We start from the raw sequence: 24,015 nt of genomic DNA on the forward strand, positions 1-24,015 counted from the left end.
ATTACTGTTGTGCTCTAGGACGAGCTTCGTTAACGACAAGTGATCTGCCATCAAATTCATGACCATTAAGTTCTTCGATGGCTTTCTTAGCGTCTTCATCTGAACTCATCTCAACAAAACCAAAACCACGTGACCGATTTGTTTCTCGATCTAAAATAATTTTAGCTGAAACAACTTCACCATATTCGCTGAAAAGAGAGGCTAAATCCTCATCTCGACTTCTATATGGTAGATTAGCGCAATAAATATTCATTCTTTCTCCTAATTTGGATCTTTTCAAATCCAGTCTTCCAAATATATCTTAACTACTATAACAGATATGCATAATAATTCAATTAGATTCAAGTTAAGCTTTTAATAAGATAGATCAGAAATTACTATTGTATTAGGAATTTTCTTCAACTCTTCTGGATTTATTTTAACTTTTGTTGAACGACTCCCTGATCCAACAATCAAATAATCTAATCCAAACAATTTATCATCCAAATAAATGGGTAAATTGTCCGGTAACCCAAAAATTGTAACTCCTCCAATCATCATCCCTGTCAAGTTTTTTGTATCTTCAGCAGAAGCAAAAGATACTTTAGAAACCTCCATTAATTTTTTAACTCTTTTATTAACATCAAGTTTATATGAAGCGAGCACTAGACATGCAACATAAGATTTGGGTTCTTTTTTAGAAGCGACAATAATGGTGTTCCCGCTATTTTCAATAGGATAATTATATTTATCACAAAACGCTGCTGTATCCGCGAAATCTGGATCTATTTCTATAATTTCATGTGCAATATTATAATCTTTTAAATATGTCTCCACTAAACCCTGAATACCTATCAAAGAATTATCCATATATAAAAACCTTTCGTTTATCTTTACAAAGTTATCTTTTCAATAACCTCTATCAAAGTATAATTGTCTAAAATCTTATTCACATGTAATACATACTCTTGCAGTAATTTAATACTCATAATAGGAATTATTATGAACCCTACATTTTTCTTAGTTATTTGTAAATCGTTCTTATATAAACGAAAAAAAGCAATGACAATAATCCAAAATTCAAAAAAGTTGGGAAATAGAAATAAAATCCATCGTTTATGAAAAATCTCAAACAGAATCATACCAATTATGCGATATGAAAATAAGATAATACCTATTTTTTTGACCTGAGTATTAAATCGAAACAAAACTAATAAAAAGGTCATCATATAGATGAAATCGAGAAATTTATCTAATAGTTGATAATTACTTACACCACCTAAATCTAGGTAGTTCATCAAAAAAAGATCAGAAAAATCTATAATGATTACTAGCAATGCTCCCCAAAAAGGATTAATTAGGACAGGAAAGGCACCAAGTGTTCGAAATATTACAATGATTATTTCTTCAATTGTCATAATGAATTTTTACTATTGAGACTGTATCGCTTCCCATCTTTCGCTAGCACCATTTACTATACCTTCGATGTCTTCGGGCAATATATATCTTTCATTAGCTAAAGACTCAGCAGAACTTCTTATCTTTGCTAAATAATCATTTTTTGATAAATATCTTTTTTCTATAGAAATTCTCGGATCTCCATCTTGTTCTTTCTCGGTGTCTGTTCTTGGAAACGGAATGACAGAACCCTGGAGTGGCATAAAATGCCCCTCTCCACCTATATCTGCATGTCGTAGTGCCCAACCAGTATGAGTTCCTAATGGCACCTCTAAATCAGGAAGTCTGACTCCAGAAATTTCATTACAGTCGTCATCTAGTGCTGATACTAAAGTTCCGAACGGTTCTCCTTCTACTGCAGGATATACATGTATACCTTTATCAACATTGTCTCCATATGATAATCGTTGTCTTACTGGTAAGGCCTTTAAAAAACCTATCTTAGGTACTCTTTCAAAAGATTCCATAAGACTTTCTCTAGTAACTGCAGTCTTTTCATCAATTCTGGGGTATTTACTGTCAGGTGGTTGGGTCCCTTCTCTTACCCATTTATCTAAATTATCATACACTGCTCTTTGCAAAGGTCGATAATCAATTGTATTGGAAAAATGTTTTTGTCTTAATGCTTCAGGTGCTGGAGTAGTAGTAAGTGGGAGAGAACCAGCACCGTGTTTCGTTCCTGAAAATAAATACACTCGAACATTTTCTGGAGGGTCTACATCAATAGATCCTGTAGCATCGGTATGAGATAATGAGGCTCCACTCCACCAGTATTCAACATCCGAATTTGTTGCTATTATCTTGGGCATCGCATTTTTAGATTCTAACCTCGATAATAAACTATCTCTTATATTAGAAATGGGGTCTAGAGTTTCTACATATGCAAGAGCTTTTACATTGCCAACATTTCTCATATGGTTACTTGAAGGTTGACCAAACCTCATGTTAAATTCGCCCAAACGTGAGCTTCCTGTGTGAGGCAGCAAACCATCATATACAATTCTATTTTCCTCATCTAAGTTCAACCCTAAGTATGCAAACTCTCTAACGAATCTTCCACTTTGTGAGGCTCCAAAAGCATAAGCTTTGGTAATATTACTGGCACAAGGATTGCCTTGTTCTGTTGTAGCATATCGAAAAAAACTAGAACAGTCTCTCATTGCTAAAAATCCTAAACCAATAACAGGAGCACCAACAGTATTATATATAATCTCGTAAACTTTTCCTGACTTAAACCCATTAGGCAAACATATATAATTGGCATCCCGTACCTCTTCTCCATCTGCCCATCTTGCAAAAGACCATTCATTTCTTGGTATATTTGTAATCGGACCATCTGGCCAATCACGTTCAATCAAAATAGCATTTTCATCATCTAGATTTGCTGTAGGTAAGGGGTTATGTTGTCTATCAGAAAGCAATAATTCATAAGAGTCTTCACCAAGATCAAACTGTTGATAAGTTTGACCAATTAACTGACCACCATTTTCGTCTAATGCTTCTGGTACATGAAGCCTAATTCTTCCTTCCGGTACGTCTGTTTGCCAGCCGCAGAATACTACCACAGTACCTTTTTTCATAAGAAAACCATTTCCTAAATGAGGGTCCTCATTTGAAACTCTTTGTTCGGCATTGTTAAATGCTAAAACAGTGCGATTTCCCCTGTTCACAACATCAAAGAATAAATTTGAATCTGATTTCATAGTTATTGGTTTTAACAACTGTATATCGGATGAAAATTCGACTTTTCCTTCATTATTTGTAGGAATTAAGTCAATATCAGTTATTAACTGACTGTCTGGATGCTTTGGGTCCACTGAATAATATAATCGACCAGTAATAAATTCGTATTGACCTATATCCTTATAAGAAGAATCATCTCCAATTGGTTTACGAGAAATGATTTCAAATCTAGTGGCTACCATAGTAAAAATCCTACCCTTCCTTCACGATTGAAAATTTATCTACATAATACATATGCACAAATATTGATACAATAGAATTACTCATTTATATTGTAGATATGCAAACTAATGAACAATTAAATATGGTAATACTTGACGACTACCATGATTTTTTTAGCAAGATGGAAATTGATAAAAGACTTCCTTCATTCGTTAAACTTACTATTCTTACTAAACATATTGTAGATGAACAAGAACTCATTAACGCTATGTATGATTACCATATAATTGTAGGTATAAGAGAAAGAACAGCATTTCCAAAAACAGTACTAAATTCATTACCAAATCTTAAATTATTAATCACTACTGGAGGTCGTAACGCTTCATTTGACCTTGATACTGCTACCAATAATAATATTGTTGTATCAGGTACACTAGGTGCTGGCGAAGGTCCAGTTGACCTAACGTGGGGGCTTATAATCAGTTTAATGAGAGGTATCCATACTGAAGACAGATTAGCACGTAACGGTATGTGGGGAACAATAGTAGGCCCAGCATTAACTGGTAAAACACTTGGTTTATTAGGTTTAGGACATATTGGAAAACTTGTCGCTCAAGTAGGTACTGCTTTTGGTATGAATATCATTGCATGGAGTGAAAATCTTACACAACAAATAGCAAGGCAGCATGGTGTAAAATATGTAGATAAAAAAACCTTATTTACAGACTCTGATGTAATATCTGTACATCTCAAACTAAGCGAGCGAACTAGAGGGCTTATTGGCGAAAAAGAAATATCTCTTATGAAACCATCTTCATATCTTATTAATACCTCCCGTGGACCAATAATTGATGAAAAATCGTTAATTAATGCCTTAAATAAAAAGAAAATTTCAGGTGCTGCTATTGATACCTTTGATATTGAGCCACTACCAACTAATCACCCTTTATTTTCAACACCTAATACTCTAATTACACCCCATATAGGCTATGTAACCAAAGAAGCTTATGAAATTTATACTGAAGGTATTATTGAAAATGTATTAGCTTTTCTAAACCATAACCCCAAAAGAGTACTGAATCCTACTGTTTTAAAGGAATACTTTAGTAAATAAAAATACCCTCTATAAAGAGGGTATTTTTATAAATAATCTTAGCTCAACTATAAAGTTACTAAATCCATCAATGTGCGAGCACTATCTAAGGTCTCCAAAGAACCAACTATATCTATTACTTGATTTATTTCAGAGTCGCCAAATATATGACCGGCAGTAATTTTGAATTTATCCGTAACTTCAGAACCAGTAAGATGATGTGCTACACCAAGTTCTACATCATGATCTTGGCCATTTTTCATCTTTATTCGGATTCTTGCAGTAGGGTCACCATCTTCAATGTGTGTATGTCTTAGGGTAACATCTGGATTTTGGGAACGAGTTACCTTTTTCATAAATTCTTGAATATCACCTTCATCCGACCTAGCATCTGTAAAAGTATTCAAATCGACTTTTTTATCAATAATTGCTGCTCCAATGTTGTATTCTAAACAGAATTTTCCTTCCAGACCTTCACCTACTTCACTTCTAATAAGTGCACCTAAACCTGGGACTCCAGGTCCAATATGTTCTACTGTATTAATATCATCTGGATTGATTTCATACTTATGAATCAAGTCAAGTAATCCAGTCAAAGTCTGATGATTACCACCGCAACATGGCCATGGTTTAATTCTTGTACCTTGTGATGCCAAGAAGTAGAAATCTCCCAAAAATTGTGAAACAGCTGGAAGATTACACTTAGGTCCCCCAAAATTATCAGCATATCCTTGTCGGCCTTCAATAATATCTGGATCAGAAGTATATCCTCTTGAAGCTAGTTTAGCCGCAACAACACCACTTCTTCCTGCATTACCTGGATGAAACGGCTTTGTCATAGTTCCAAAATTTCGTCTCAAACCTGCTGCTTCTGAACCTGCAATACCTAACGCCATACGTGTTTTCCATTCATCAAGACCTAATAATTTACTTGCAGCTACAGCAGATGCCATTGTTCCAAAAATTGCAGTTGGATGCCAGTCTCTATCTGGATGTAAATTTGCACTTAATCTTGTACCAACTTCATATCCTACCGCCCATGCAGACAACATCTCCTTACCAGATTTGTTTAATTCTTCTCCTAGTGCCAAAACAGTAGGTGTTAAAGCTACTGCTGGATGGCCACCAACTCCGCCTAGATCGTCAAAATCTTCCGCATGCCCCATTGCACCATTTGCAAATGCTGCATTTGCACTCGTAGTTACAATGTCAGTTGCAATAATCCTTGCTTGAGAATTACCGCCTTGCTCTCGAGAATAATCAACCATAATTCTACCTAAAGGAGTAGTTGAACCCTGTATTGTAGTCCCTAAGTAATCTAAAATTGATTTTTTAGCTTGTTCATAAGCCTTTTCAGGAATATCGCCTGATTGAGCAGAAACAACCCAATTTGCCAAACTTTGTGTAGTACCCATAATCCCTCCTAATAAAATAAATATCCATCAACGATTTTGTTTGATGAACATAAACCTATTGCAATGGAAAGTCAATATTAATTATTCGTAAAATTATTACTTCTAATTATCACTTAACGTAACAATAAAACAGAATAAATAAAAAAAGTATTTTCTTATATAATTAATATGTAATTTGATATTGAGTCATAAAGCATTTAACATGTGTGTTTATTTATGTAAATTACCAAACAAATTATGATCTCAGTTTTCTATAACATAATATTGCCAATATTATTAGTTGCATCTTTTGGGGTTGCCCTACAAAAACTTCGACCTAGTCCACTAGGTTTTCTTTCTCCAGCTTTGCTTTACATACTAAGTCCATGTCTTGTTATAGACGGAATAATAAATGCAGATCTTCCAACAAATGTCTCAATAAAAATTGTAACGATTTCAATAACCTGTAGTTTAGTTATGCTAGTTTTAGGTTTTGTAATCGCAAACATATCTAAAATGGCAAAAGATGCAAAAAGTAGCTTTGTTCTAGCCTCTACTTTTCCAAATGCCGGAAATATGGGTATTCCTATATCTTTTTTAGCATTTGGAGAAGAAGGATTAAGTGTAGCTTTAATAATCTTTGTTGCTCAAGGAATTATAAGCTGGCCATTAGGAACATTAATAGTTGCTAGAGGTCAAACTATTGGTTGGAAAGAGCCTCTAATACAGGTACTAAAGTTACCAACATTATATGCCGTACCGATAGCATTATTTATACGATTCATAAATTTTTCAATACCATCAAATTTATATCGTCCTATTGATATGATGGCTGATGCAGCAATACCATGCATGCTATTATTACTGGGATATCAATTATCTAATGGGTTAAAAGAAATAAATATAAAAGACTTGGTACTTGTAAATATAACAAGATTGATTTTTTCTATCCCAATTGTAGCAATAATCACCATTGCATTTAACGTAACTGGTACCGCCCAAAACACATTAATAGTTATGGCTGCAATGCCAACTGCTGTCTTTACTGTATTACTTGCTACAGAATTTGGAACAAAAGGCCAGTATGTCGCCAACTCAGTTATTACTAGCACATTATTGAGTATGATCAGTCTTACTATACTTATTTATTATCTAACGAATTAAATTATGATTCAGTATAAAATCTCGTGTTTTTTCTGATTCTAGACTGAACAAATGGAATAGTCGTTACAATCGATATCCCAGAAATTCCCAATGCCATTGCTGGAGAAAATAAACTCGAAATAGCACCTAAGAAAAATCCCCCTAATGTGGTAAAACCAAAAGTTAAACCATATATTCCTAATACACGACCACGAATTTCATTTGTACACAACAACTGCAATAAAGAGCCCATCGATGCATCGTAAGACATTAAAAACGCTCCAATAATAAACGAAAGTATAAAAGATAGAATTATAAATTCTGTAAATGCAAATACAGTAAGTGACACACCTACACAAAGCGCACTAACTAATAATAAATGCGGTTTATATTTAAAATCACCAAGAGATGCAACCAATATCGTACTTATAGTAGAACCTAAAGCATTTGCTGCTGATAAATAACCTAATCCTTGAGCATTCAAGCCTAAAATTTCTTTAGCAATAATCGGCAACATTATAAAAAATGAAAATCCGAAAAGCTCAATTAAAGCACTAATTAATAGTAATAATAAAATGGTTTTATCATTCCAAGAAAATTTAATCCCCTCAATAAGAGATTTCCAAAAAGAATCTTTCGTAACTATAGATTCGTAACTACCTCCCATAAAGAAAAAAAGTATAGCAGCAGTTAAACTACTCAACATTACTAGTAAATAAGAATACTCAGTACCAAATACAGATATAACTGTACCAGCTAGAATAGACCCAATCATTCTTGAAGTATTAAATCCAATTAATTGGGAAGCAAGAGCATTTAAAATGGATTTGGAGCCTACTATTGAAAAAACTATCGAATTTCCTGTAGGAATACGAACTGATTGCAAAATACCATTAAACATTGCCGCAATGGCTAAATGCCATAAATCTAAATGGTTATATATTAACAATAGAGAGAGGATTAAACCTATTATTCCTGAAAAGATTTGAAGAATTATAATTGTTATTCTTTTATTCCACCTATCAACAATTACACCGCCCAAAGTACCAAAAGAGATTTGAGCTATACCATTTATACCTGCTAATATTCCTACCCATAATGGATCATTTGTCATCTCTAAAACTAGCCAACCTTGGGTAATTAAATTTACACCCGTGCTCATAGAAGAAAAAAAAGCAGCAAACCAATACCATCGATAATTTCTATTATTTAAGGCTGAAAATAAGATTGTTGAACGATTTTTTAGGTGAACTAGTAGTATCATAAATTTTCACGGTTCCATAAATCTTAATTTCTTTGAATATTAACTCATCAACCATAGATTAAGTTTTCAAAATATACAAGAAAATTGAAATAGTATATGATATTGCAAAGGTAATAATCATGTCTGAACTAACGACAATAGATGAAGTTAATGAATTTTTTGATTCTGCTGCTACCTTCCTCAAACTTGACTCAGGAACAAGAGACTTATTAAAAAACCCGTGGAGAGAGCTCAAAGTTTCTATACCAATAACTATGGACTCTGGAGAGCTTAAAGTTTTCTCAGGGTACCGTGTGCAACATAACGCTGCTAGAGGCCCATACAAAGGTGGTGTAAGATATCATCCTGAAGCGGATATTAATGAAGTTGAATCTTTGGCAAGCCTAATGACATGGAAAACTGCTTTAGTAGAAATTCCATTTGGTGGTGCTAAAGGTGGTGTTCAATGTAATCCTCTAGAACTCAGTAATACTGAACTAAACAGAATCACACGACGATATACTCATAATATTAGCCACATCCTTGGTGTAAACAGAGATATACCGGCTCCAGATTTAGGAACCAATGCTCAAACTATGGCATGGATGATGGACGCTTATGGTCAAACTTATGGATATACTCCAGGGATTGTTACAGGGAAACCGGTTCAACTTGGAGGATCAGTTGGACGAGAATCCGCTACAGGATTAGGAGTATTTCTCCTCTTAGACCAGATTGCCACAGATTTAAATATTGATGTTTCTAAAACAACACTCGCTATCCAAGGTTCAGGAAATGTTGGTTTATGGACTGCATTTTTTGCATTTAAGCGTGGATTTAAAATTATTGCAATTAGTGATGTAAATGGGGGAATTTATTCAAGTTCAGGTATTAATATTGACGAATTAAAAAACTATCTCAACGAGAATAAATCTATTCAAAATTTCCCTGATTCAGACCCTATAACAAATGCTGATTTATTGGAGTTAGAATGCGACTTTTTAATACCTGCTGCAATTGATCGAGTCATCAACGAAAAAAATGTTGCAAATATTAAAACCAATTATATTATTGAAGCAGCAAATCATCCGATTACCCCGGAAGCAGACAAAATCCTTTTAGATAAAAATGTGACCATTGTCCCTGACATCTTAGCAAATGCAGGTGGAGTAATAGTCTCTTATTTCGAATGGACTCAAAATTTATACCAACACAAATGGACTGAAGAAAGAATATCGAATGAATTACAAACTATAATAATTAATGCCTTCACACAAGTAAAAGAATTATCGTATAAAGAAAATATACCTTACAGAAAAGCAGCTTTTATTTTAGGTATTGCAAAAGTTGTAGAAGCTAGTAAACTGAGAGGGTTCTTAGATAAATAACAATTATTAATATGTTTCAATTTATTGCAGACACTGTACCGCTTACTGGTTTAGGTTCTGCGTTATTATTAGGTTTAATAATAGGATTAAGACACTCTACTGACGGAGATCATATAGTAGCTGTCTCAACTATGGCTCGCGATTATCAAAGTCTTGTTAAAGGCTTATGGGTAGGTGTTTCATGGGGACTTGGTCATTCTACCCCTCTTCTCATACTAGGAATTATTATATTACTTGTAAAAGAAGCAGCATTAGATTTATATGAATCTGTTGCGACCTATTTTGAATTTGGCGTGGCAATAATGTTAATTTTTCTTGGCTTACAAGTCTTTTGGAAAATTTCCAAAGGAGAATTTCATGTACATGACCACTATAATGAGCACGATCAAGAAGAACATAAACACATCCATGGTTCACATACTCATAATGAACAAATAAATGATGCACATGATGCGAATGCACACGGACCTTTCCCTATATTCATTCCTTTTTTTAGGCTCAAATCATATGTTATAGGATTTATTCATGGATTAGCAGGAAGTGCTGCAGTAATGCTTGCTATTCTACCTACAACTCCTGATTTTATGACAGGTATTACATTTCTGTTGTTATTTTCTATAGGAACGATGATTTCTATGGCGATATTCACAATAATTGTATCAGCACCTTTTGTTGCATCAACAAAGTCTGAAACAACTAGCAATGTGATAATTTCTATTGCTGGAGTGCTTAGCATTGCCCTTGGTTGTGCGCTAGGATCTGATATCTTATTCCAAACAGATTTTACCGGAATACTTTGGTATTAATTCTTTCTATCTTGCATCACCTTACAGATAAATGATAAAGTAAGGCATGTTCTTATCAGAAATACGAAATAAAAATATTTTTGTAATTGTTGCTTTTCTTTCTACTCTCCTCGTATTTTCTGCTGCATGCGGTGGAGGAGGAGATGAAGAAGAAGAAGAATTTGTTACACCTATTCCTGAAGGATGCGAAGGTAATGAGCTTCAAAACCCAGACGAATTTCTTCAAGCCGGTATTTCAATTCTTGATGGAAATTTAAAGAAAAACCCCCAAGAAGACCCAAACTCACCACCTAAGCCTCTATCTGGTGCAGTGGTAAATATTGATGTTGAAGATGACAAGAAAATAGTTGTAACAAGCTCAAGACGTTTTGGTCCAGGTACTGGAGTTCAAGGAATGTTTTTTGGTGGAGCTGTAGAACAACCACATTATCTTCATGTAAATGATAACGAAGGTAGAGCAGGTTTGGTTTTTCAATCAAGTGACACCCAAATAAAACCCTTAGTTCTCAGAGATACTGATACAATTCCATTAGAGCAAAATGAAGTAATTTATACAGCAGCATACGAAACAATTAATAGATTTGAACTTGAAGAAGCTATATTTATTGAAGAAGGGGAAAGGAAAATGACTGGATCCAAAGACTGGATTATGGACGGTCGCGTTTCACCTTCTTTTGAAGGAAGCCCAGTAGTCGATATTTGTGGCAGAATGATAGGCATTGTTATGAATGCCGGGAAAAACACTTTCGTAACGACTCCAGTTAAAAAAGGCTTTATAAAAGAAGTATTTGACTTACATGAATCCGAGCAACAAAACAAAGGCTCCAGTATGCAATCTTCAAATAGCCAACAGGGATATTCTTCACAAAACAATAGAACAAATTCAAATGTAAACAGAATGCCCTCTAACTCAGGAATGCCCTCTAACTCAGGAATGCCTAATCAACCTATGCCTAATATGAGTGGGAACATGATGGGAGGCAGTATGATGGGGGGCAGCATGATGGGGCGCGCAATGCCGGCAGTTATTCCAGATCAAGCATTCATGGATGATCCAACGAAATTCATGTTAGAACCTCGAAATTGTAACAATGTAGTAAATAGACCATCGCAAGATTTACCAGGCAGTGGTCCAGTTAATTTATTTATTGGCACTATGGGTATCGAAGCGGATTTATTTTGGAAAGACCAAAACGGACAAGAAACGTTCTATCAAACAATTCCAGCTAATAGTATGAATCCGGGCGATCATGTACAAGGCACATCTCCTCTTCACACTTGGATTGTCAGAGATAAAAGCGGTAATTGTATTGCAGGATTTGTTGTCGAAGAAAATCAATATATGAAAAGTAATTCCTGGAATATCATGATAGGAATGCCTCTCGATATGGTTCGGCAGATGAAAAATGGAATGGGTGGAATGATGATGGGGGGCAGTATGATGGGCGGCACTAATAGCGGGATGATGCGTCCATAGACTAAGTGATTTGGTTAGAAATAACTACCAAAATTATAGAGAGAATCACAAGTAGAATTGTAGTGGCGATCAATATTGGAGAACTTACACCATGGAGCTCAGGAAAATCCCATCCCGGTATTCCATTAACTGGAATTTTGGACATATAGTCCTCATCTTCATTTTCACTTTTATCAACTATTTCATGTTCTTCATTTAGTTCTAACATCCTATCCACCTAAATCCTTATATATAGAATTAGTAACAGAAACATTGAATTATGAATTTTGAAGATTCTAACATTAATTGAGAAAACATACAACTTATTGTATTACTCAGGACAAAAATACTATATGTAGGGGTTGTTCCAATTCGATGAAGGAGTCCATTTCTTTGCTTCACCAAAGGTGATATTTTCTATTCCAGTTAAAATAGATGCATATTCTGCCCGAGAAGGAACATTAAATCCTCGAACTATCACTTGAGCTTCCATTTCTGGTGATTTATACCATTGCCAAAAATCATTAAAAGCAAATTCATTATTTGCATTTCCATCGGGAATACATGCCATTTTTGTACAAGCTAGTGCTCCATTCATACAAGTACATTGGTTGCAATAGTTTGAACCTGTATCCTTTCCTGACCATCCATTAGGTACCACCTCCCCACCAGTAAGTTGACATTTTTCTCCATTTTCTGGATTAGGATTTTTTTCATCAGGCTTAGGATTTACAATGGGTGGTTTTTTTACAAGATTATAATTATTAAGTTTATTCTCCAATTCTTCATATTTTTCCATCAATAGTGTATTTTCTTTTTGTAATTGATTCACTTGATCTTGTAATTCAATTATTGTTTCGGAATTACCGTCTGAAGAATCTGAATTTAATGATTCCACTTGACTACAACCTACTCCAAAAGAAAAAATAGTTGCGGTAATTATTATTATTATTGATTTCATTTTTTTACCTAAATAGATTAATGTTTTGGCAATTATACTAAAGATTTTCAAGTTGTCTATTGAAAATACATTTTAAAATGATACAATCTCTAAGTCTTGGAGGGATGGCAGAGTGGACGAATGCGACAGTCTTGAAAACTGTTATATCGGCAACGGTATCGTGGGTTCGAATCCCACTCCCTCCGCCATAAGACTATCTACACTCCCCTTATTACGTTGTAAGAGTTTAAAGCAATTTCTCGAGTCTCTCTCAAATCCACAATTGGAAAAGGATATGTTTTACCTAATTCAACTGAAGATCTATTTAGAATTTCTTTAGATGCTTCCCAGGGTTTAAACAAATAATTGTTTGGTAATAATGATAATTCAGGAACAAATCTACGTGTATATTCACCATTTATATCAAATTTTTCTCCCTGTATGACGGGATTAAATATTCTGAAATATGGAGCAGCATCAGCTCCAGAACCTGCGACCCATTGCCAGCTTGCGCTATTATTTGCTAAATCGGCATCAACTAAACAATCCCAAAACCAGTCTCGACCATAATGCCAATGAATTAAAAGATTTTTTACTAAAAAAGAGGCAACAATCATTCTTACTCTGTTATGAATATAGCCTGTTTGCCATAATTCTCTCATACCGGCATCAACAATTGGGTAACCTGTTTCTCCTTTGGTCCACGCTGAAAATAATTCATTATTAAATTTCCAAGGAAAATCATCAAATTTTCTCTGGAAATTTATCTCATTCAAATTCGGAAAGTGGAAAAGGAGATAATTTGAAAATTCTCTCCAACCTAACTCACTTAAAAAGTGATCAACATCCTTATTAGGAATATTTTCAACTACTTCATACCATATTTGATTTGGAGAAATTTCTCCAAAATGTAAATGAGGAGATAAACGTGATACATTTTTTTTGAATGGATAATTCCTTTGGTCTTTATATCCATTTAAACCTGTATTTATAAAATTATGCATTTTATTTTTAGCAGCGACTTCACCTATCTCCCAGTGATTATCTAATTTTTTATACCAATTTTCCAAAGGTAATAGACCTAGATCTTCTATATCATATTTTTTTTCTATTTTGAACAATTCAAAATTGTTAGGCATTAGAAATGGGTACCTTGGAATTTCGCTTTCTAAACAACCTTTTCTATAATACGGTGTAAATACCTTATATGGTGTTCCATCAGACTTTGTTATATGTTGTGGCTCCCATAGTAACGATCCATTGTATGTATTGGTAGAAATATTGTATTTTGCGAGTGTTTTCTGTATTTTATCATCTTGGAGAATTCTATAAGGTTCATAAGATCGATTCCAATATACACTTTCTATATTATGTGTTTTGCATACTGCTGGTATAATTGATTCAGAATTTCCGGAAACAACATATAACTTATTATTAAGACTTTGATTCAATTTATGAAGAGAATTATATAACCACCACTTACTCGCAGCACCAATACTGATATTTGAATCATAAATATAAATAGGAAGTACAGACCCAGTAAGTGAAGCTTCATATAATCCAGGATTATCATTCAATCGTAAATCATTCCTGAACCAAAATAAAACTGTTTTGCTCATATATAAAAAGAAAGGTTATTAATTAACTGTTAGCATGAAAAGGGTTACAGGTTTAATAAAAACAAAGTAAATATTTATGATTTTTGCCACTTTTTACGATCAAAGTAAACCAATAACACTGTATCTTTTATTATATAGTACTTTTCAATATAATTGAAATTTTGAAAAACAATGATTATGGTAGCATTAAAAGTAAGTAAAAATATTAATATAATGTCCGAAAAAGTTGTAGAGTAAATTAGTTTATACTAGCCAAGAACACAATTATCGTATAAAACTACTTATATGCTTTTTAAATCTTTCAAACAAAAAAACTTTCGTTATTTCCTATTTGGTGAATCATTTCTTCAAATTGGAGACATTGCAGAAATGCTTGTACTCGCATGGGTAGTCCTAGAACGAACGGAAAATCCAGCCCTTCTTGGTATATTTGCGGCACTAAGGTTTTTAGGCACACTTGCATCTCCATTTTATGGAGTGTGGGTGGACAAGTATAATCATAAAGCTTTATTACTAATTGGTCGTTTTGTATTTGCTTTAATGTCGTTCATCCTTCTTGTTCTTGCGCTCACTAATCTATTAGAAATATGGCATTTATTCATAATTATCACTATATCAGGACTTGCGAGATCATTTAGAAATATTATGAGAGAGGTCCTAACTGCCGATGTTATACAACCAAACCTCTATGCTAATGCAATTGGATTAACTCGATCAACAACTGATTTAATGAATATACTTGGTCCACTCATGGGAGGATTTCTTTTAAAATATTATGGGATTTCTGCTTCATATATTTTAATCTTATCTGTGTATATAGGTTCTATGATATCTGGATATATGCTGACTTTACCAAAATCAAACTCTCGCGCAAATCAAATTTCCATGTGGGAAAATTTAAAAAAAGTCAGTAAGTATATAAAAATGAATCAAGTTATATGCGGACTTTTAATTATGGCTTTTATTGTAAACTTCACAATGTTATCTATGAAAGATGTATTACTAACAGTATTTGCTAAAGAAATACTATATATTGGCCCTGATGGGCTAGGGACTTTAATTGCAAGTCTTTTTACTGGGGCATTTATAGGATCACTAAGTATAGCTGCATTTACAACATTTCAACGAGGTGGACGATTTTTATTAATATCATCTTTTCTCTGGCATTCATTAGGTATTTTGTTATTATTTACGACTAATGTAACTATATTTATGATGATTCTCTTCAGTATAGGTATATTTCAATCGTATGTTATGGTAACTATGGCAACTTTATTGATAAAAATAACACCAGCAAAAATGAGAGGAAGAGTAATGGGAGTTCGATCTTTAGCAATTTATGGATTGCCCCTAGGGTTATTAACAGCTGGTTTTATCTCAAACACATTTGGCGCCCCAACGGCAATGTTAATACAAGTAATCATAGGATTATGTATTACAGCAATAGTTACCCTTTTTCTAAGAAAATTATGGTATGTAAAATAATAAATTTACTTGTTTTTTGAATCTTTCTTGTCTATGATTCTGGAACACAAATAAGTAAGATTCATGAATAAAAATATAAGGAGAAGTAACTATGTCTGAAAAAAGTAATATTACACCCGAAATGAAATCACATATTGGTGTGGCAAGTACTCCTGTTGAATCAAACATGGAAGCTAATATATCTGAGCACAGAAGATTTGTTCATGCAATTATGGATGAAGATCCGATATATTACGATGAAGAGTTTGCAAAAACAACTCGATACGAAGGAATAGTATGTCCTCCATTATTCCCACTAAGTGTAAATCGCAGACCTCTTGGATCTAGTGATAATTTAAGTGAAGGCTTTAGAAAAAACCCTGAATTTGATGCACTTATGAGTGCTGTTGACGGCACTGGAGCAAAAATGGATTTATCACATATACCACGTATGTTAAACGGAGGAAATGAAATTGAATTTTTCAAATATATGAAAATAGGTGAAAAAACATCCTCTGTAACAAAAGTTGTAGACATACTTGAAAAAGAAGGGCGCTCAGGCCCAATGGTATTTATAATTAGTGAAACAGAAGTACGAAATAATAAGGGAGAGTTATTATTAATTTCTCGAAGTACTGCTATTAGAAGATAGGAGAAAACAGTGACTACAGCAAATAAACAGGTTTATTTTGATGACGTAGAAGTAGGTATGGATATTCCAAATCTTATTAAGGGTCCAATGACGCAAGCTCATATAATGAGGTGGAGCGCCTCTCAGGAAAACTGGCACCGTATACATTATGATCATCCCTTTTCTTTAGACCATGAAAAACTTCCAAATGTATTAATTAATGGCAGTTGGAAGCAACAAATTATGTGCCAATTAGTCAAAGACTGGGTAGGTTTAGAAGGTTGGTTGTGGAAAATTAGTTTTCAGCATAGATCTATGAATGTTCCTGGAGACTTGATTACAACTTGGGGGAAAGTCACAGATAAATACGAAAAAGACGGTATGGGAATTGTAGAATTAGAAATAGGGTTAAGAAATCAAGATAATGTAGAAGCATGTCCAGGTAAAGCTACCGCAGTTTTACCAATTAAGGGCGGTAATAAAATTCCTTATCCATTTCAACGCCCATCCTAAATTTTGATATATGAATAAAAATAGATCTACAAATATAATTGCTTTACTTCTAATGGTGGGTGGATATTATTCACCATTTTATAGCAATATTATATTTACTACTGGTTTATTTTCACTAGCTGGTGGGATAACTAATTGGCTTGCTGTGTATATGTTATTTGAAAAGATCCCACTAATTTATGGATCAGGAGTAATACCAAATCGATTCGAAGATTTTAAAATTGGTATAAAAAAATTAATTGTACAAGAGTTTTTTACTGAAGAAAGAGTAAATAATTTTTTTGCAGAATATGAAAATCTCTTATCGCCAGACAATATTGCCAATAAAGTTGATTATGAACAAATATTTGAACATTTAAAAGATGGAATCGTAGAATCTTCATTTGGTGGAATGCTCGCTTTAGTGGGTGGAAAAAGTGCTTTAGATGTCCTTAAAGAACCTATCATAGAAAAACTTAAACTTGTCGTCAGCGATGTAATAGATAATCTTAAAACTGATGCCATAACTGATAATATAACTACCAACTTGTTAGAAAAAATCGAAAGTATTATTGATACACGGTTAAACGAACTTACGCCAGAAATGGTTAAACAAATTGTACAAGATATGATAAGACATCATCTTGGTTGGCTTGTAGTATGGGGTGGTGTTTTTGGGGGCCTTATCGGCTTAATAACGAGTGTGTTAAACACATCTATTTCATTATTTTAAAAAATAATTTATTTAACATTTTTGCTTTTAGGTTTTACTTCATGATAATTTGCAGGATCAATCATTAAGTGTCCAACTTCAGCAGACTCATAACCCATTGAATTTGGATCATATAACTCATCCTTGTTCTTTTCTTTCTTATCTTTGTTATTATCTTTTGATCGATTATTCATTTATCTTAATATTTGATGTGTGGTTTATAGTCTCTATTATACACTACTTGAAAAATATCTAATTAAGAGTATGCTACAAAATACTAATAAAACAGGATAGTAAAATATGATAAATACGAATTTAAATGTAGATGAAATAACTCAAAAAATTGCTGAACAATCCCCGAATATAAATGCAGATAGAAAAATCCCAGATCAATTGATCGATGAAATGGCACAAAAAGGATTTTTCAGACTTCTTATACCAAAAACATATAAAGGTGAAGAAATTGATTACCTAGACTACCTAGCTCTTGTACAAGAAATATCTAAAGCTGATGGTAGTATGGGGTGGTGCTTTAATCAGAATAATATTCTATCAACAAATGCCGCTATTATGCCGAAAACATTAGCTGAAGAAATTTGGAGTGATCAAAGAGCGATTTTATGTAATGGCCCAACACAATATGCTAATGCAATTCCAACTGAAGGTGGATATAGATTAACAGGAAGATGGAATTTCAGTAGTGGGTCTCAACACGCTACATGGGTTATTGCGATTTCAACAATTGAAAATAAAGACCCGACAAAAAAACTTAATATGATGATACCTCAAAAAGATGTGAATTTTTTTGATGTTTGGCAGGTAAATGGACTAAAAGGAACAGGAAGTTTTAGTTTTGAAGTTAACGACTTCTTTGTACCTGAAAAATATACATTTCCCGAATTTAATGAAACTGAAGAAAAAGGTGGCCTTTATGTAATACCAAAGAATTTACTCTTTGCTTCGGGGTTTGCATCTGTAGCTCTAGGTGTTGCAAGAGGTGCTTTAGACAAAGCAATTGAAATATCAAAAACAAAAGTTCCTCAAGAACAAAAATTACTGCAAGAGCAATCAGCAACACAGCGTGAGATAGGACAAGCAGAGGCATTATGGGGGGCTTCAAATGCTTTTGTTTTACAAAAAGCAGAACATGTATGGAGCCATGCACAAAAGCATGGGAAACTTGAAACAAAAGATCGTATAGAATTAAGACTAGCAAGTACACACGCTATAAGACAATCAGCAGAAGTTGTAAATATGGCGTACACAATCTGTGGAGCAAGTTCCATATTTGAAGGGAATCCAATTCAAAGAAAATTTCAAGACGCACATGCTATAACTCAACAAATTCAAGGTCGTTTATCTCATTATGAAACGGTAGGACAATTCTTTCTAGGGTTAGAACCCCAAGGAAGAATGTTTTAATATTTTCCAAAATATAATATTGCATTATATTTCAATATTCATACCAAATTACTGCATTTATATAAATAATTAATACATTAAATATAAAATTATATTGCATTTATTTTATGAATCAATTTAGCACTTTTTTAATTAAGATAACCCCGTTTTACTACGGATGGATAATACTTTTATCATCCGGTTTTGCAACAATTGCAGCATGTGCTGCTGCTGCATTAACTTTATCTGTTTTTGTGACACCAATGGCTAATGAACTCGGTTGGAGTAGAACATTGATTATAGGTGCACCAACAATAGCTGGATTAATAGCCATTGCAGTTGCACCAATTAGTGGATGGATAATTGATCGTAAAGGTGACAAATTTGTCTTATCTATATCATTACTAATAATGGGTATATCACTTATATTCTTAAATTATTGGATTACACCACTAAGTTTTTATATTTTATTCGGAATCGCTCGTTTACTCTTTGTAGCGCCAATTATGAATTCTGGTACAACAGTGATTTCGCGCTGGTTTATACGAAGAAGAGGCAGAGCGAACGGTATATCTATACTTACAACATCTATAGGTATGGGATTAATTCCAGTATACTCACAATTTTTAATTGATACGGTAGGATGGAGAGAAGCATGGTTATGGTTAGGGATATCAGTATGGATAATAGGAGCGATCCCTTCCCTTTTGTTTATTATATCTAAACCCGAAAACTTCGATATAAACCCAGATCCTATTAATACAACTAATGAACAATACAATGATATTGAAACCTCAGGATCATGGACCTTAAAAGAATCGTTGTCTTCACCGATACTGTGGATCCTATGTACTAATATGTTGCTGTTATCATTTGTACATACAAGTGTAAATTTTCATATTTCTGCATTATTAGTCGCCAATGGATTACAACCTATGACAGCTGCTTTTGCAATTACAGTTTTAGCTATAGGTACAGGTTTAGGCGGATTATTATGGGGGATTATTTCTGAAAAAATGAAATCAAACATTCGAGGTAGCTTAACTGCAGTTTTTACTGGTACAGGTGCATTAATATTTCTATTTGCTGATAATACAGCTATGGCATTTTCTGCAGCTCTTATATTTGGATTTGGACTTGGAGGTACCTGGACAATAGCACTTATTACCCTGCCAAATTACTTCGGAAGAGTCGCAATAGGTTCTATCAGAGGTGTAGGAGACCTGTTTATGAATGCAGGAATGGCATTAGGAGGATTAAGTTCAGGCATAATATATGATCTAACCCAAAGTTACGATCTTGTCTTTCCATTACTTACCATAATAGCTGTTATTTCAGCTATTTCCTTACTGTTTACTAAAGAGCCTAAAAAATAATTGCAGTAAAAATCAAATTAATATAGTAAACAAGGGTTTTTTGTTAATCCACTCGAAAGAGTAGTTGCTTGAGAAAAATCATCAGTTGCTTCAGTTTCTTTTCCAGTACTTAAATATACTAATGATCGACCTTTATGTGCTTCAGATAGACAAATATCTTCTGTTGGTTTGGAATCTATATAAGTTGTCAAATCCTCTAATGCTTTTGTATATTCTTGTCGTTCATAATATGCCAATCCACGATATAAATATGCTTTTTTGCTCGTGTGGCCAAATTCAGTTGTATCAAAATCAGTACCATTTATAATACCCGAAAACAAACTTACAACCTCTTTATAATTTTTCCCTTTGTATGCGCTAATCCCTCTTTCATATCTTTGCTTCATAGTCATTTCGAGATTATTAGCATTATCTCCTCTAGGTCCTCTATTCATATTATTAGGCCGATTCATTTGAGGATTACCCATAGGAGGCATAACATTAGGCATTGGTCCCATATCTTGTACTACCGGAAACATTCCATGATTCATTTCATCCAAACGCATATGTAATTCATTCATTCTCTCAAATATATGATGAATATCTTCTCGCATTTCTTCTATTGCTTTTTCGTGATCATTTCCTCTTCTATTATCATATTCACGATCTTCAAAATTCTGTTTGTTTTCATTACTAGCTGGCAATGTGGCATTACCATCTGAATCACTAGTAGTAGTGAGTCCACAACCCATTACAAATAACGAAAGTACAGTTATTGGTAATATTCTAAATATATTCATAAATGCCACCCTTAAAAATTATTTATCTTCCTTCATATTTAGGCTCTCTTTTTTCGGCAAAAGCCTTTGGTCCCTCTATTGCATCTTTTGTATATTTAGTTAAAACACCTACAGTACTTGCATATTTCACAGCGTTTGGCGTATCCATAGAAATACCATTTACTACAGATTCTTTTATAGCCCGCACAGCAATTGGTGCTAATTTGGCAAGTTCTTTAGCAACTTCGAGTGCTCGTGCTTTAACCTGATCTAATGGTACGACTTCATTAATTAAACCTGCTAAATGAGCCTCTTCTGACCCAAAAACTTTACCCATCATCAACCATTCCATAGCCTTAGCATAAGGTACTTGCCTTGGTAATAAACCTAAAGCTGGTCCAGCACCACTAAACCCCCTCAACACTTCAGCATAACAAAATGTAGCGGAATCAGCACAAATACGTATATCTGTTGCCTCGCACATAAGATTCATAGCTGCTGCATAACAATATCCATTAATTGCTGCAACGACTGGCTTATAAAATTCGGGAGCCCAGCCCCTTGGTTGTTCAGGCCACCAAAAAGATTCACCAAAATCCTCAGATTCTCTAGTTGCCATGTGAATTAAATCTGCACCTGCAGAAAAAGCTCTATCTCCTGCACCAGTTAAAACTACTGATCGTATATTTCGATCACGATTCGCTTTATTAAATGTTTCTCTCAATAATTTAATTAAATCTGGATTCATCGCATTATGTTTTTCTGGGCGATTCAAGGTAATAATTGCTACATGTCCATCAATTTCATATAAGACTTCATCTGACATATAATTCCTCCTATGTTTTAACTATTTTCAATTCTTTCAATTACAAACTTAATAACTTCTTCAGCTATTTCTATTGCCTTAGAAGACTCATCTTGGGTGAAAATATCTGAAGAAATACCACTAGGTATCTGTGAAGGATATCTAGTAAGAAAGTAATATTTATCAAGTAATACCGCTACAGATTTTATCATTTCAAATGTAGTATCAAAATTTGTAGCATCTTCGCATAAATCCGCAAGAGAATGACCCCAAACATCTTCTGCTCCTTTACCATAAAGATATGCTGTCAAAATTTTTTCTCCTGATTGTTGAGATATAAAACATCCCCAGTTATAAAAACCAGATTGGTGATTTGATTTTGCGCAATCTAAATCTGCTTGTGCTTGTCTTATCCAACGATCCTGTTCAAACTTCATATAATAAACCTTCATCTTTTAATGCTTTTGATAGAAATAAGTTTTTCCCTTCAATATTAGCAAACTCATTTGGTGTATATACGGATATATCAATCCCAACAGTTGGTCGAAGATGCGAAAGAAAAAAATCAATTCTATCAAGATAACAGTCCTCAGTTTCTTGAACAATTATTAATTCAAGAATACTCGAGGGTTTAACATCTCCTGTCAAAACATCCCCTAATAAAATAACTTTTAAGGCACCAAGTCCAGGGAGTTCTTCTAACACACGTTCTAGCTCCTGCCGTAAAAGTTGCGACCTATATTCTGCAAACCCAATCCTGACAGGCATAATACCTCGCTGTATTAATTTATAACTAATTTTGGTGAATTTCTTGGTGGCTCTAACTCATTTGGTTGAAGCCTTTCAGCATCTTTTTGATATACCTGGACTCTATGTGATCCATAATCACCAATCCAGAGTTTGTTCTCATTATCAAAAGTTACCGAAACTGGAAACCTAAAAAGTTTTTGATCATCTAATCTAGTCATTTCGCGTAGTCTCAACACAACAGGGTTAGTCCGTACATATTGACGAGCCATACCCATAAGCTGAGAATCTCCGAGAAGTTTTTGTACATATCTTCCATGGGCATCAAAAATAACTACTCGATTATTTTGTCTGTCAGCAACATAAACGTCACCATCAGAGTCAACAGCTATCCCAGCAGGTTTATTTAACTGTGCTTCATTATCATTAGAATTACCAAACTGTTTTATAAAATCTCCTTCAGCTGTAAAGTGTTGTATACGATTATTACCCCAGTCAGATACAAAAACATCTCCATCTTCTCGAACTGTTATTCCCCAAGGATGATTTAATTGTCCGGGTTCACAACCATATTCACCCCAAGTCAAAATAAAATCTCCATTTTTTGTAAATTTTTGAATTCGCTGATTAAAGCTATCAACAACATAAATATTTTCATCTTTATCAAAGGCCATACCAGAAGGTCGATTTAACTGCCCCTGTTCACAACCATATTCACCCCACTTAGATATAAAAGAACCATCTTTATTCATTACAGTAATACGATTTAAACCTTCATCTGAAATAATCAAATTTTGATCACTATCAATTAATAATTTCGTAGGCCATTGAAAATTACCGTCTCCAACTCCGGTTGATCCTATGGTACCTAAATCTTCATCTTCCCAATTGAGAATACGAACACAACACCCACCGATTGGTATATCTGCTCGTAGTAAAACATACACAAGATTATCCGAACCTGGGGCAACATCTACAACACCAGAAGTAACCCTTCTCATACCTAAAGTTTTAATATAAGGAAATCCACATCTAAATAAAGCATCAGCAATTGCCATATTTCACCTCAAATGCTATTCAATAAATGGCTTAAGTTGTTCATAGGATCCATTAACAATTGGATTTGCCTCCACGCCCAACCATTGATCTAATAAAGTAGAATATACACTTCGAAAATCAATGTTATATCCCAAGTCCTCTCCATT

Annotated in this window: 25 protein-coding genes and 1 tRNA gene; 12 read left to right on the forward strand and 14 right to left on the reverse strand. The window is 33.9% G+C overall.

Translation table 11 applies throughout. The features are described 5' to 3' along the window. Position 1: 1 nt before the first annotated feature. From FI695_02315 to FI695_02330, 4 genes are all read right to left on the reverse strand, one after another. Positions 2–253 (reverse strand): RNA-binding protein, encoded by a 252-nt coding sequence (locus FI695_02315; GenBank protein ID MQG50798.1) that lies wholly within the window; start codon positions 251–253, stop codon positions 2–4. 101 nt (positions 254–354) lie between these two features. Then, complete coding sequence (locus tag FI695_02320; protein ID MQG50799.1) at positions 355–849, reverse strand: hypothetical protein; 495 nt, start codon at positions 847–849, stop codon at positions 355–357. A gap of 23 nt (positions 850–872) precedes the next feature. Further along, on the reverse strand, positions 873–1,397 hold the full coding sequence (locus FI695_02325) for a hypothetical protein (protein ID MQG50800.1): 525 nt from the start codon (positions 1,395–1,397) through the stop codon (positions 873–875). A 12-nt stretch (positions 1,398–1,409) separates the two neighbouring features. Beyond that, entirely contained in the window at positions 1,410–3,362 is a 1,953-nt protein-coding gene (locus FI695_02330; GenBank protein ID MQG50801.1) for a hypothetical protein, read from the reverse strand. Positions 3,363–3,460: 98 nt separating this feature from the next. Here FI695_02330 and FI695_02335 point away from each other — a divergent pair, with 98 nt between their 5' ends. Further along, positions 3,461–4,456 (forward strand): D-2-hydroxyacid dehydrogenase family protein, encoded by a 996-nt coding sequence (locus FI695_02335; GenBank protein MQG50802.1) that lies wholly within the window; start codon positions 3,461–3,463, stop codon positions 4,454–4,456. A gap of 47 nt (positions 4,457–4,503) precedes the next feature. On the opposite strand, the gene FI695_02340 is transcribed toward FI695_02335, so the two are convergent. After that, positions 4,504–5,850 (reverse strand): MmgE/PrpD family protein, encoded by a 1,347-nt coding sequence (locus FI695_02340; protein MQG50803.1) that lies wholly within the window; start codon positions 5,848–5,850, stop codon positions 4,504–4,506. A gap of 237 nt (positions 5,851–6,087) precedes the next feature. Here FI695_02340 and FI695_02345 point away from each other — a divergent pair, with 237 nt between their 5' ends. Then, a complete protein-coding gene (locus FI695_02345; protein MQG50804.1) occupies positions 6,088–6,993 on the forward strand; it encodes an AEC family transporter in 906 nt (301 codons plus the stop codon). A gap of 1 nt (position 6,994) precedes the next feature. Here FI695_02345 and FI695_02350 read toward each other — a convergent pair whose 3' ends face one another. After that, positions 6,995–8,236 carry an MFS transporter gene (locus FI695_02350; protein ID MQG50805.1) on the reverse strand — a complete coding sequence of 414 codons (1,242 nt, stop codon included), beginning with the start codon at positions 8,234–8,236 and terminating at the stop codon, positions 6,995–6,997. A gap of 119 nt (positions 8,237–8,355) precedes the next feature. Between FI695_02350 and FI695_02355 the strand changes: the two genes are divergently transcribed. From FI695_02355 to FI695_02365, 3 genes are read left to right on the forward strand one after another with little or no spacing between them, the layout of a single operon-like run. Beyond that, complete coding sequence (locus FI695_02355) at positions 8,356–9,603, forward strand: glutamate dehydrogenase (GenBank protein MQG50806.1); 1,248 nt, start codon at positions 8,356–8,358, stop codon at positions 9,601–9,603. A gap of 11 nt (positions 9,604–9,614) precedes the next feature. Beyond that, a complete protein-coding gene (locus tag FI695_02360) occupies positions 9,615–10,409 on the forward strand; it encodes a hypothetical protein (GenBank protein ID MQG50807.1) in 795 nt (264 codons plus the stop codon). 46 nt (positions 10,410–10,455) lie between these two features. Beyond that, entirely contained in the window at positions 10,456–11,886 is a 1,431-nt protein-coding gene (locus tag FI695_02365; protein MQG50808.1) for a hypothetical protein, read from the forward strand. A gap of 1 nt (position 11,887) precedes the next feature. Here the strand turns inward: FI695_02365 and FI695_02370 are convergent, their stop codons facing one another. Together FI695_02370 and FI695_02375 are read right to left on the reverse strand one after the other, a co-directional pair. Beyond that, positions 11,888–12,094 (reverse strand): hypothetical protein, encoded by a 207-nt coding sequence (locus tag FI695_02370; protein MQG50809.1) that lies wholly within the window; start codon positions 12,092–12,094, stop codon positions 11,888–11,890. A gap of 120 nt (positions 12,095–12,214) precedes the next feature. Continuing rightward, the gene (locus FI695_02375; protein ID MQG50810.1) at positions 12,215–12,826 is read right to left on the reverse strand and encodes a hypothetical protein; all 612 of its coding nucleotides are present in this window, start codon (positions 12,824–12,826) and stop codon (positions 12,215–12,217) included. Positions 12,827–12,924: 98 nt separating this feature from the next. Here FI695_02375 and FI695_02380 point away from each other — a divergent pair. Continuing rightward, positions 12,925–13,014, forward strand: a tRNA-Ser gene (locus tag FI695_02380). 9 nt (positions 13,015–13,023) lie between these two features. On the opposite strand, the gene FI695_02385 is transcribed toward FI695_02380, so the two are convergent. Beyond that, on the reverse strand, positions 13,024–14,424 hold the full coding sequence (locus FI695_02385; protein MQG50811.1) for a deoxyribodipyrimidine photo-lyase: 1,401 nt from the start codon (positions 14,422–14,424) through the stop codon (positions 13,024–13,026). A gap of 285 nt (positions 14,425–14,709) precedes the next feature. Here FI695_02385 and FI695_02390 point away from each other — a divergent pair, with 285 nt between their 5' ends. The 6 genes from FI695_02390 to FI695_02415 all read left to right on the forward strand — a co-directional run bounded on the left by FI695_02390 (position 14,710) and on the right by FI695_02415 (position 20,500). After that, positions 14,710–15,909 carry an MFS transporter gene (locus FI695_02390; protein ID MQG50812.1) on the forward strand — a complete coding sequence of 400 codons (1,200 nt, stop codon included), beginning with the start codon at positions 14,710–14,712 and terminating at the stop codon, positions 15,907–15,909. A gap of 91 nt (positions 15,910–16,000) precedes the next feature. Continuing rightward, positions 16,001–16,540 carry a MaoC family dehydratase gene (locus FI695_02395; GenBank protein MQG50813.1) on the forward strand — a complete coding sequence of 180 codons (540 nt, stop codon included), beginning with the start codon at positions 16,001–16,003 and terminating at the stop codon, positions 16,538–16,540. 57 nt (positions 16,541–16,597) lie between these two features. Beyond that, positions 16,598–17,032, forward strand: a complete 435-nt coding sequence (locus FI695_02400) for an acyl dehydratase (GenBank protein ID MQG50814.1) — start codon at positions 16,598–16,600, stop codon at positions 17,030–17,032. A gap of 10 nt (positions 17,033–17,042) precedes the next feature. Continuing rightward, positions 17,043–17,744, forward strand: a complete 702-nt coding sequence (locus FI695_02405; GenBank protein ID MQG50815.1) for a DUF445 domain-containing protein — start codon at positions 17,043–17,045, stop codon at positions 17,742–17,744. 279 nt (positions 17,745–18,023) lie between these two features. Then, positions 18,024–19,145 (forward strand): hypothetical protein, encoded by a 1,122-nt coding sequence (locus FI695_02410; protein MQG50816.1) that lies wholly within the window; start codon positions 18,024–18,026, stop codon positions 19,143–19,145. A gap of 107 nt (positions 19,146–19,252) precedes the next feature. Beyond that, positions 19,253–20,500, forward strand: coding sequence for an MFS transporter (locus FI695_02415; protein MQG50817.1), 1,248 nt, complete (start codon positions 19,253–19,255; stop codon positions 20,498–20,500). Between the two features lie 17 nt (positions 20,501–20,517). Here the strand turns inward: FI695_02415 and FI695_02420 are convergent, their stop codons facing one another. Genes FI695_02420 through FI695_02440 form a run of 5 tightly spaced genes read right to left on the reverse strand, consistent with a single transcriptional unit; the run spans position 20,518 to position 23,868 of the window. After that, the gene (locus FI695_02420; protein ID MQG50818.1) at positions 20,518–21,279 is read right to left on the reverse strand and encodes a hypothetical protein; all 762 of its coding nucleotides are present in this window, start codon (positions 21,277–21,279) and stop codon (positions 20,518–20,520) included. Between the two features lie 22 nt (positions 21,280–21,301). Beyond that, positions 21,302–22,084, reverse strand: a complete 783-nt coding sequence (locus tag FI695_02425) for an enoyl-CoA hydratase/isomerase family protein (GenBank protein MQG50819.1) — start codon at positions 22,082–22,084, stop codon at positions 21,302–21,304. Positions 22,085–22,101: 17 nt separating this feature from the next. Further along, entirely contained in the window at positions 22,102–22,500 is a 399-nt protein-coding gene (locus FI695_02430; protein ID MQG50820.1) for a HEPN domain-containing protein, read from the reverse strand. Further along, positions 22,490–22,831: a hypothetical protein gene (locus FI695_02435; protein ID MQG50821.1), complete on the reverse strand. Its 342-nt coding sequence runs from the start codon at positions 22,829–22,831 to the stop codon at positions 22,490–22,492. The genes FI695_02430 and FI695_02435 overlap by 11 nt, the downstream gene beginning before the upstream one ends. A gap of 14 nt (positions 22,832–22,845) precedes the next feature. Then, the gene (locus FI695_02440) at positions 22,846–23,868 is read right to left on the reverse strand and encodes a hypothetical protein (GenBank protein MQG50822.1); all 1,023 of its coding nucleotides are present in this window, start codon (positions 23,866–23,868) and stop codon (positions 22,846–22,848) included. Between the last annotated feature and the right edge of the window lie 147 nt (positions 23,869–24,015).

This window comes from SAR202 cluster bacterium (genome assembly GCA_009392515.1).
Taxonomy (GTDB): domain Bacteria; phylum Chloroflexota; class Dehalococcoidia; order Lucifugimonadales; family UBA6952; genus UBA6952.

Bases quoted from the DNA above. Each gene is read 5' to 3' on its own strand.
- FI695_02315 (MQG50798.1), bottom strand. From the start codon at position 253: ATGAATATTTATTGCGCTAATCTACCATATAGAAGTCGAGATGAGGAT.
- FI695_02320 (MQG50799.1), bottom strand. From the start codon at position 849: ATGGATAATTCTTTGATAGGTATTCAGGGTTTAGTGGAGACATATTTA.
- FI695_02325 (MQG50800.1), bottom strand. From the start codon at position 1,397: ATGACAATTGAAGAAATAATCATTGTAATATTTCGAACACTTGGTGCC.
- FI695_02330 (MQG50801.1), bottom strand. From the start codon at position 3,362: ATGGTAGCCACTAGATTTGAAATCATTTCTCGTAAACCAATTGGAGAT.
- FI695_02335 (MQG50802.1), top strand. From the start codon at position 3,461: ATGCAAACTAATGAACAATTAAATATGGTAATACTTGACGACTACCAT.
- FI695_02340 (MQG50803.1), bottom strand. From the start codon at position 5,850: ATGGGTACTACACAAAGTTTGGCAAATTGGGTTGTTTCTGCTCAATCA.
- FI695_02345 (MQG50804.1), top strand. From the start codon at position 6,088: ATGATCTCAGTTTTCTATAACATAATATTGCCAATATTATTAGTTGCA.
- FI695_02350 (MQG50805.1), bottom strand. From the start codon at position 8,236: ATGATACTACTAGTTCACCTAAAAAATCGTTCAACAATCTTATTTTCA.
- FI695_02355 (MQG50806.1), top strand. From the start codon at position 8,356: ATGTCTGAACTAACGACAATAGATGAAGTTAATGAATTTTTTGATTCT.
- FI695_02360 (MQG50807.1), top strand. From the start codon at position 9,615: ATGTTTCAATTTATTGCAGACACTGTACCGCTTACTGGTTTAGGTTCT.
- FI695_02365 (MQG50808.1), top strand. From the start codon at position 10,456: ATGTTCTTATCAGAAATACGAAATAAAAATATTTTTGTAATTGTTGCT.
- FI695_02370 (MQG50809.1), bottom strand. From the start codon at position 12,094: ATGTTAGAACTAAATGAAGAACATGAAATAGTTGATAAAAGTGAAAAT.
- FI695_02375 (MQG50810.1), bottom strand. From the start codon at position 12,826: ATGAAATCAATAATAATAATAATTACCGCAACTATTTTTTCTTTTGGA.
- FI695_02385 (MQG50811.1), bottom strand. From the start codon at position 14,424: ATGAGCAAAACAGTTTTATTTTGGTTCAGGAATGATTTACGATTGAAT.
- FI695_02390 (MQG50812.1), top strand. From the start codon at position 14,710: ATGCTTTTTAAATCTTTCAAACAAAAAAACTTTCGTTATTTCCTATTT.
- FI695_02395 (MQG50813.1), top strand. From the start codon at position 16,001: ATGTCTGAAAAAAGTAATATTACACCCGAAATGAAATCACATATTGGT.
- FI695_02400 (MQG50814.1), top strand. From the start codon at position 16,598: ATGGATATTCCAAATCTTATTAAGGGTCCAATGACGCAAGCTCATATA.
- FI695_02405 (MQG50815.1), top strand. From the start codon at position 17,043: ATGAATAAAAATAGATCTACAAATATAATTGCTTTACTTCTAATGGTG.
- FI695_02410 (MQG50816.1), top strand. From the start codon at position 18,024: ATGATAAATACGAATTTAAATGTAGATGAAATAACTCAAAAAATTGCT.
- FI695_02415 (MQG50817.1), top strand. From the start codon at position 19,253: ATGAATCAATTTAGCACTTTTTTAATTAAGATAACCCCGTTTTACTAC.
- FI695_02420 (MQG50818.1), bottom strand. From the start codon at position 21,279: ATGAATATATTTAGAATATTACCAATAACTGTACTTTCGTTATTTGTA.
- FI695_02425 (MQG50819.1), bottom strand. From the start codon at position 22,084: ATGTCAGATGAAGTCTTATATGAAATTGATGGACATGTAGCAATTATT.
- FI695_02430 (MQG50820.1), bottom strand. From the start codon at position 22,500: ATGAAGTTTGAACAGGATCGTTGGATAAGACAAGCACAAGCAGATTTA.
- FI695_02435 (MQG50821.1), bottom strand. From the start codon at position 22,831: ATGCCTGTCAGGATTGGGTTTGCAGAATATAGGTCGCAACTTTTACGG.
- FI695_02440 (MQG50822.1), bottom strand. From the start codon at position 23,868: ATGGCAATTGCTGATGCTTTATTTAGATGTGGATTTCCTTATATTAAA.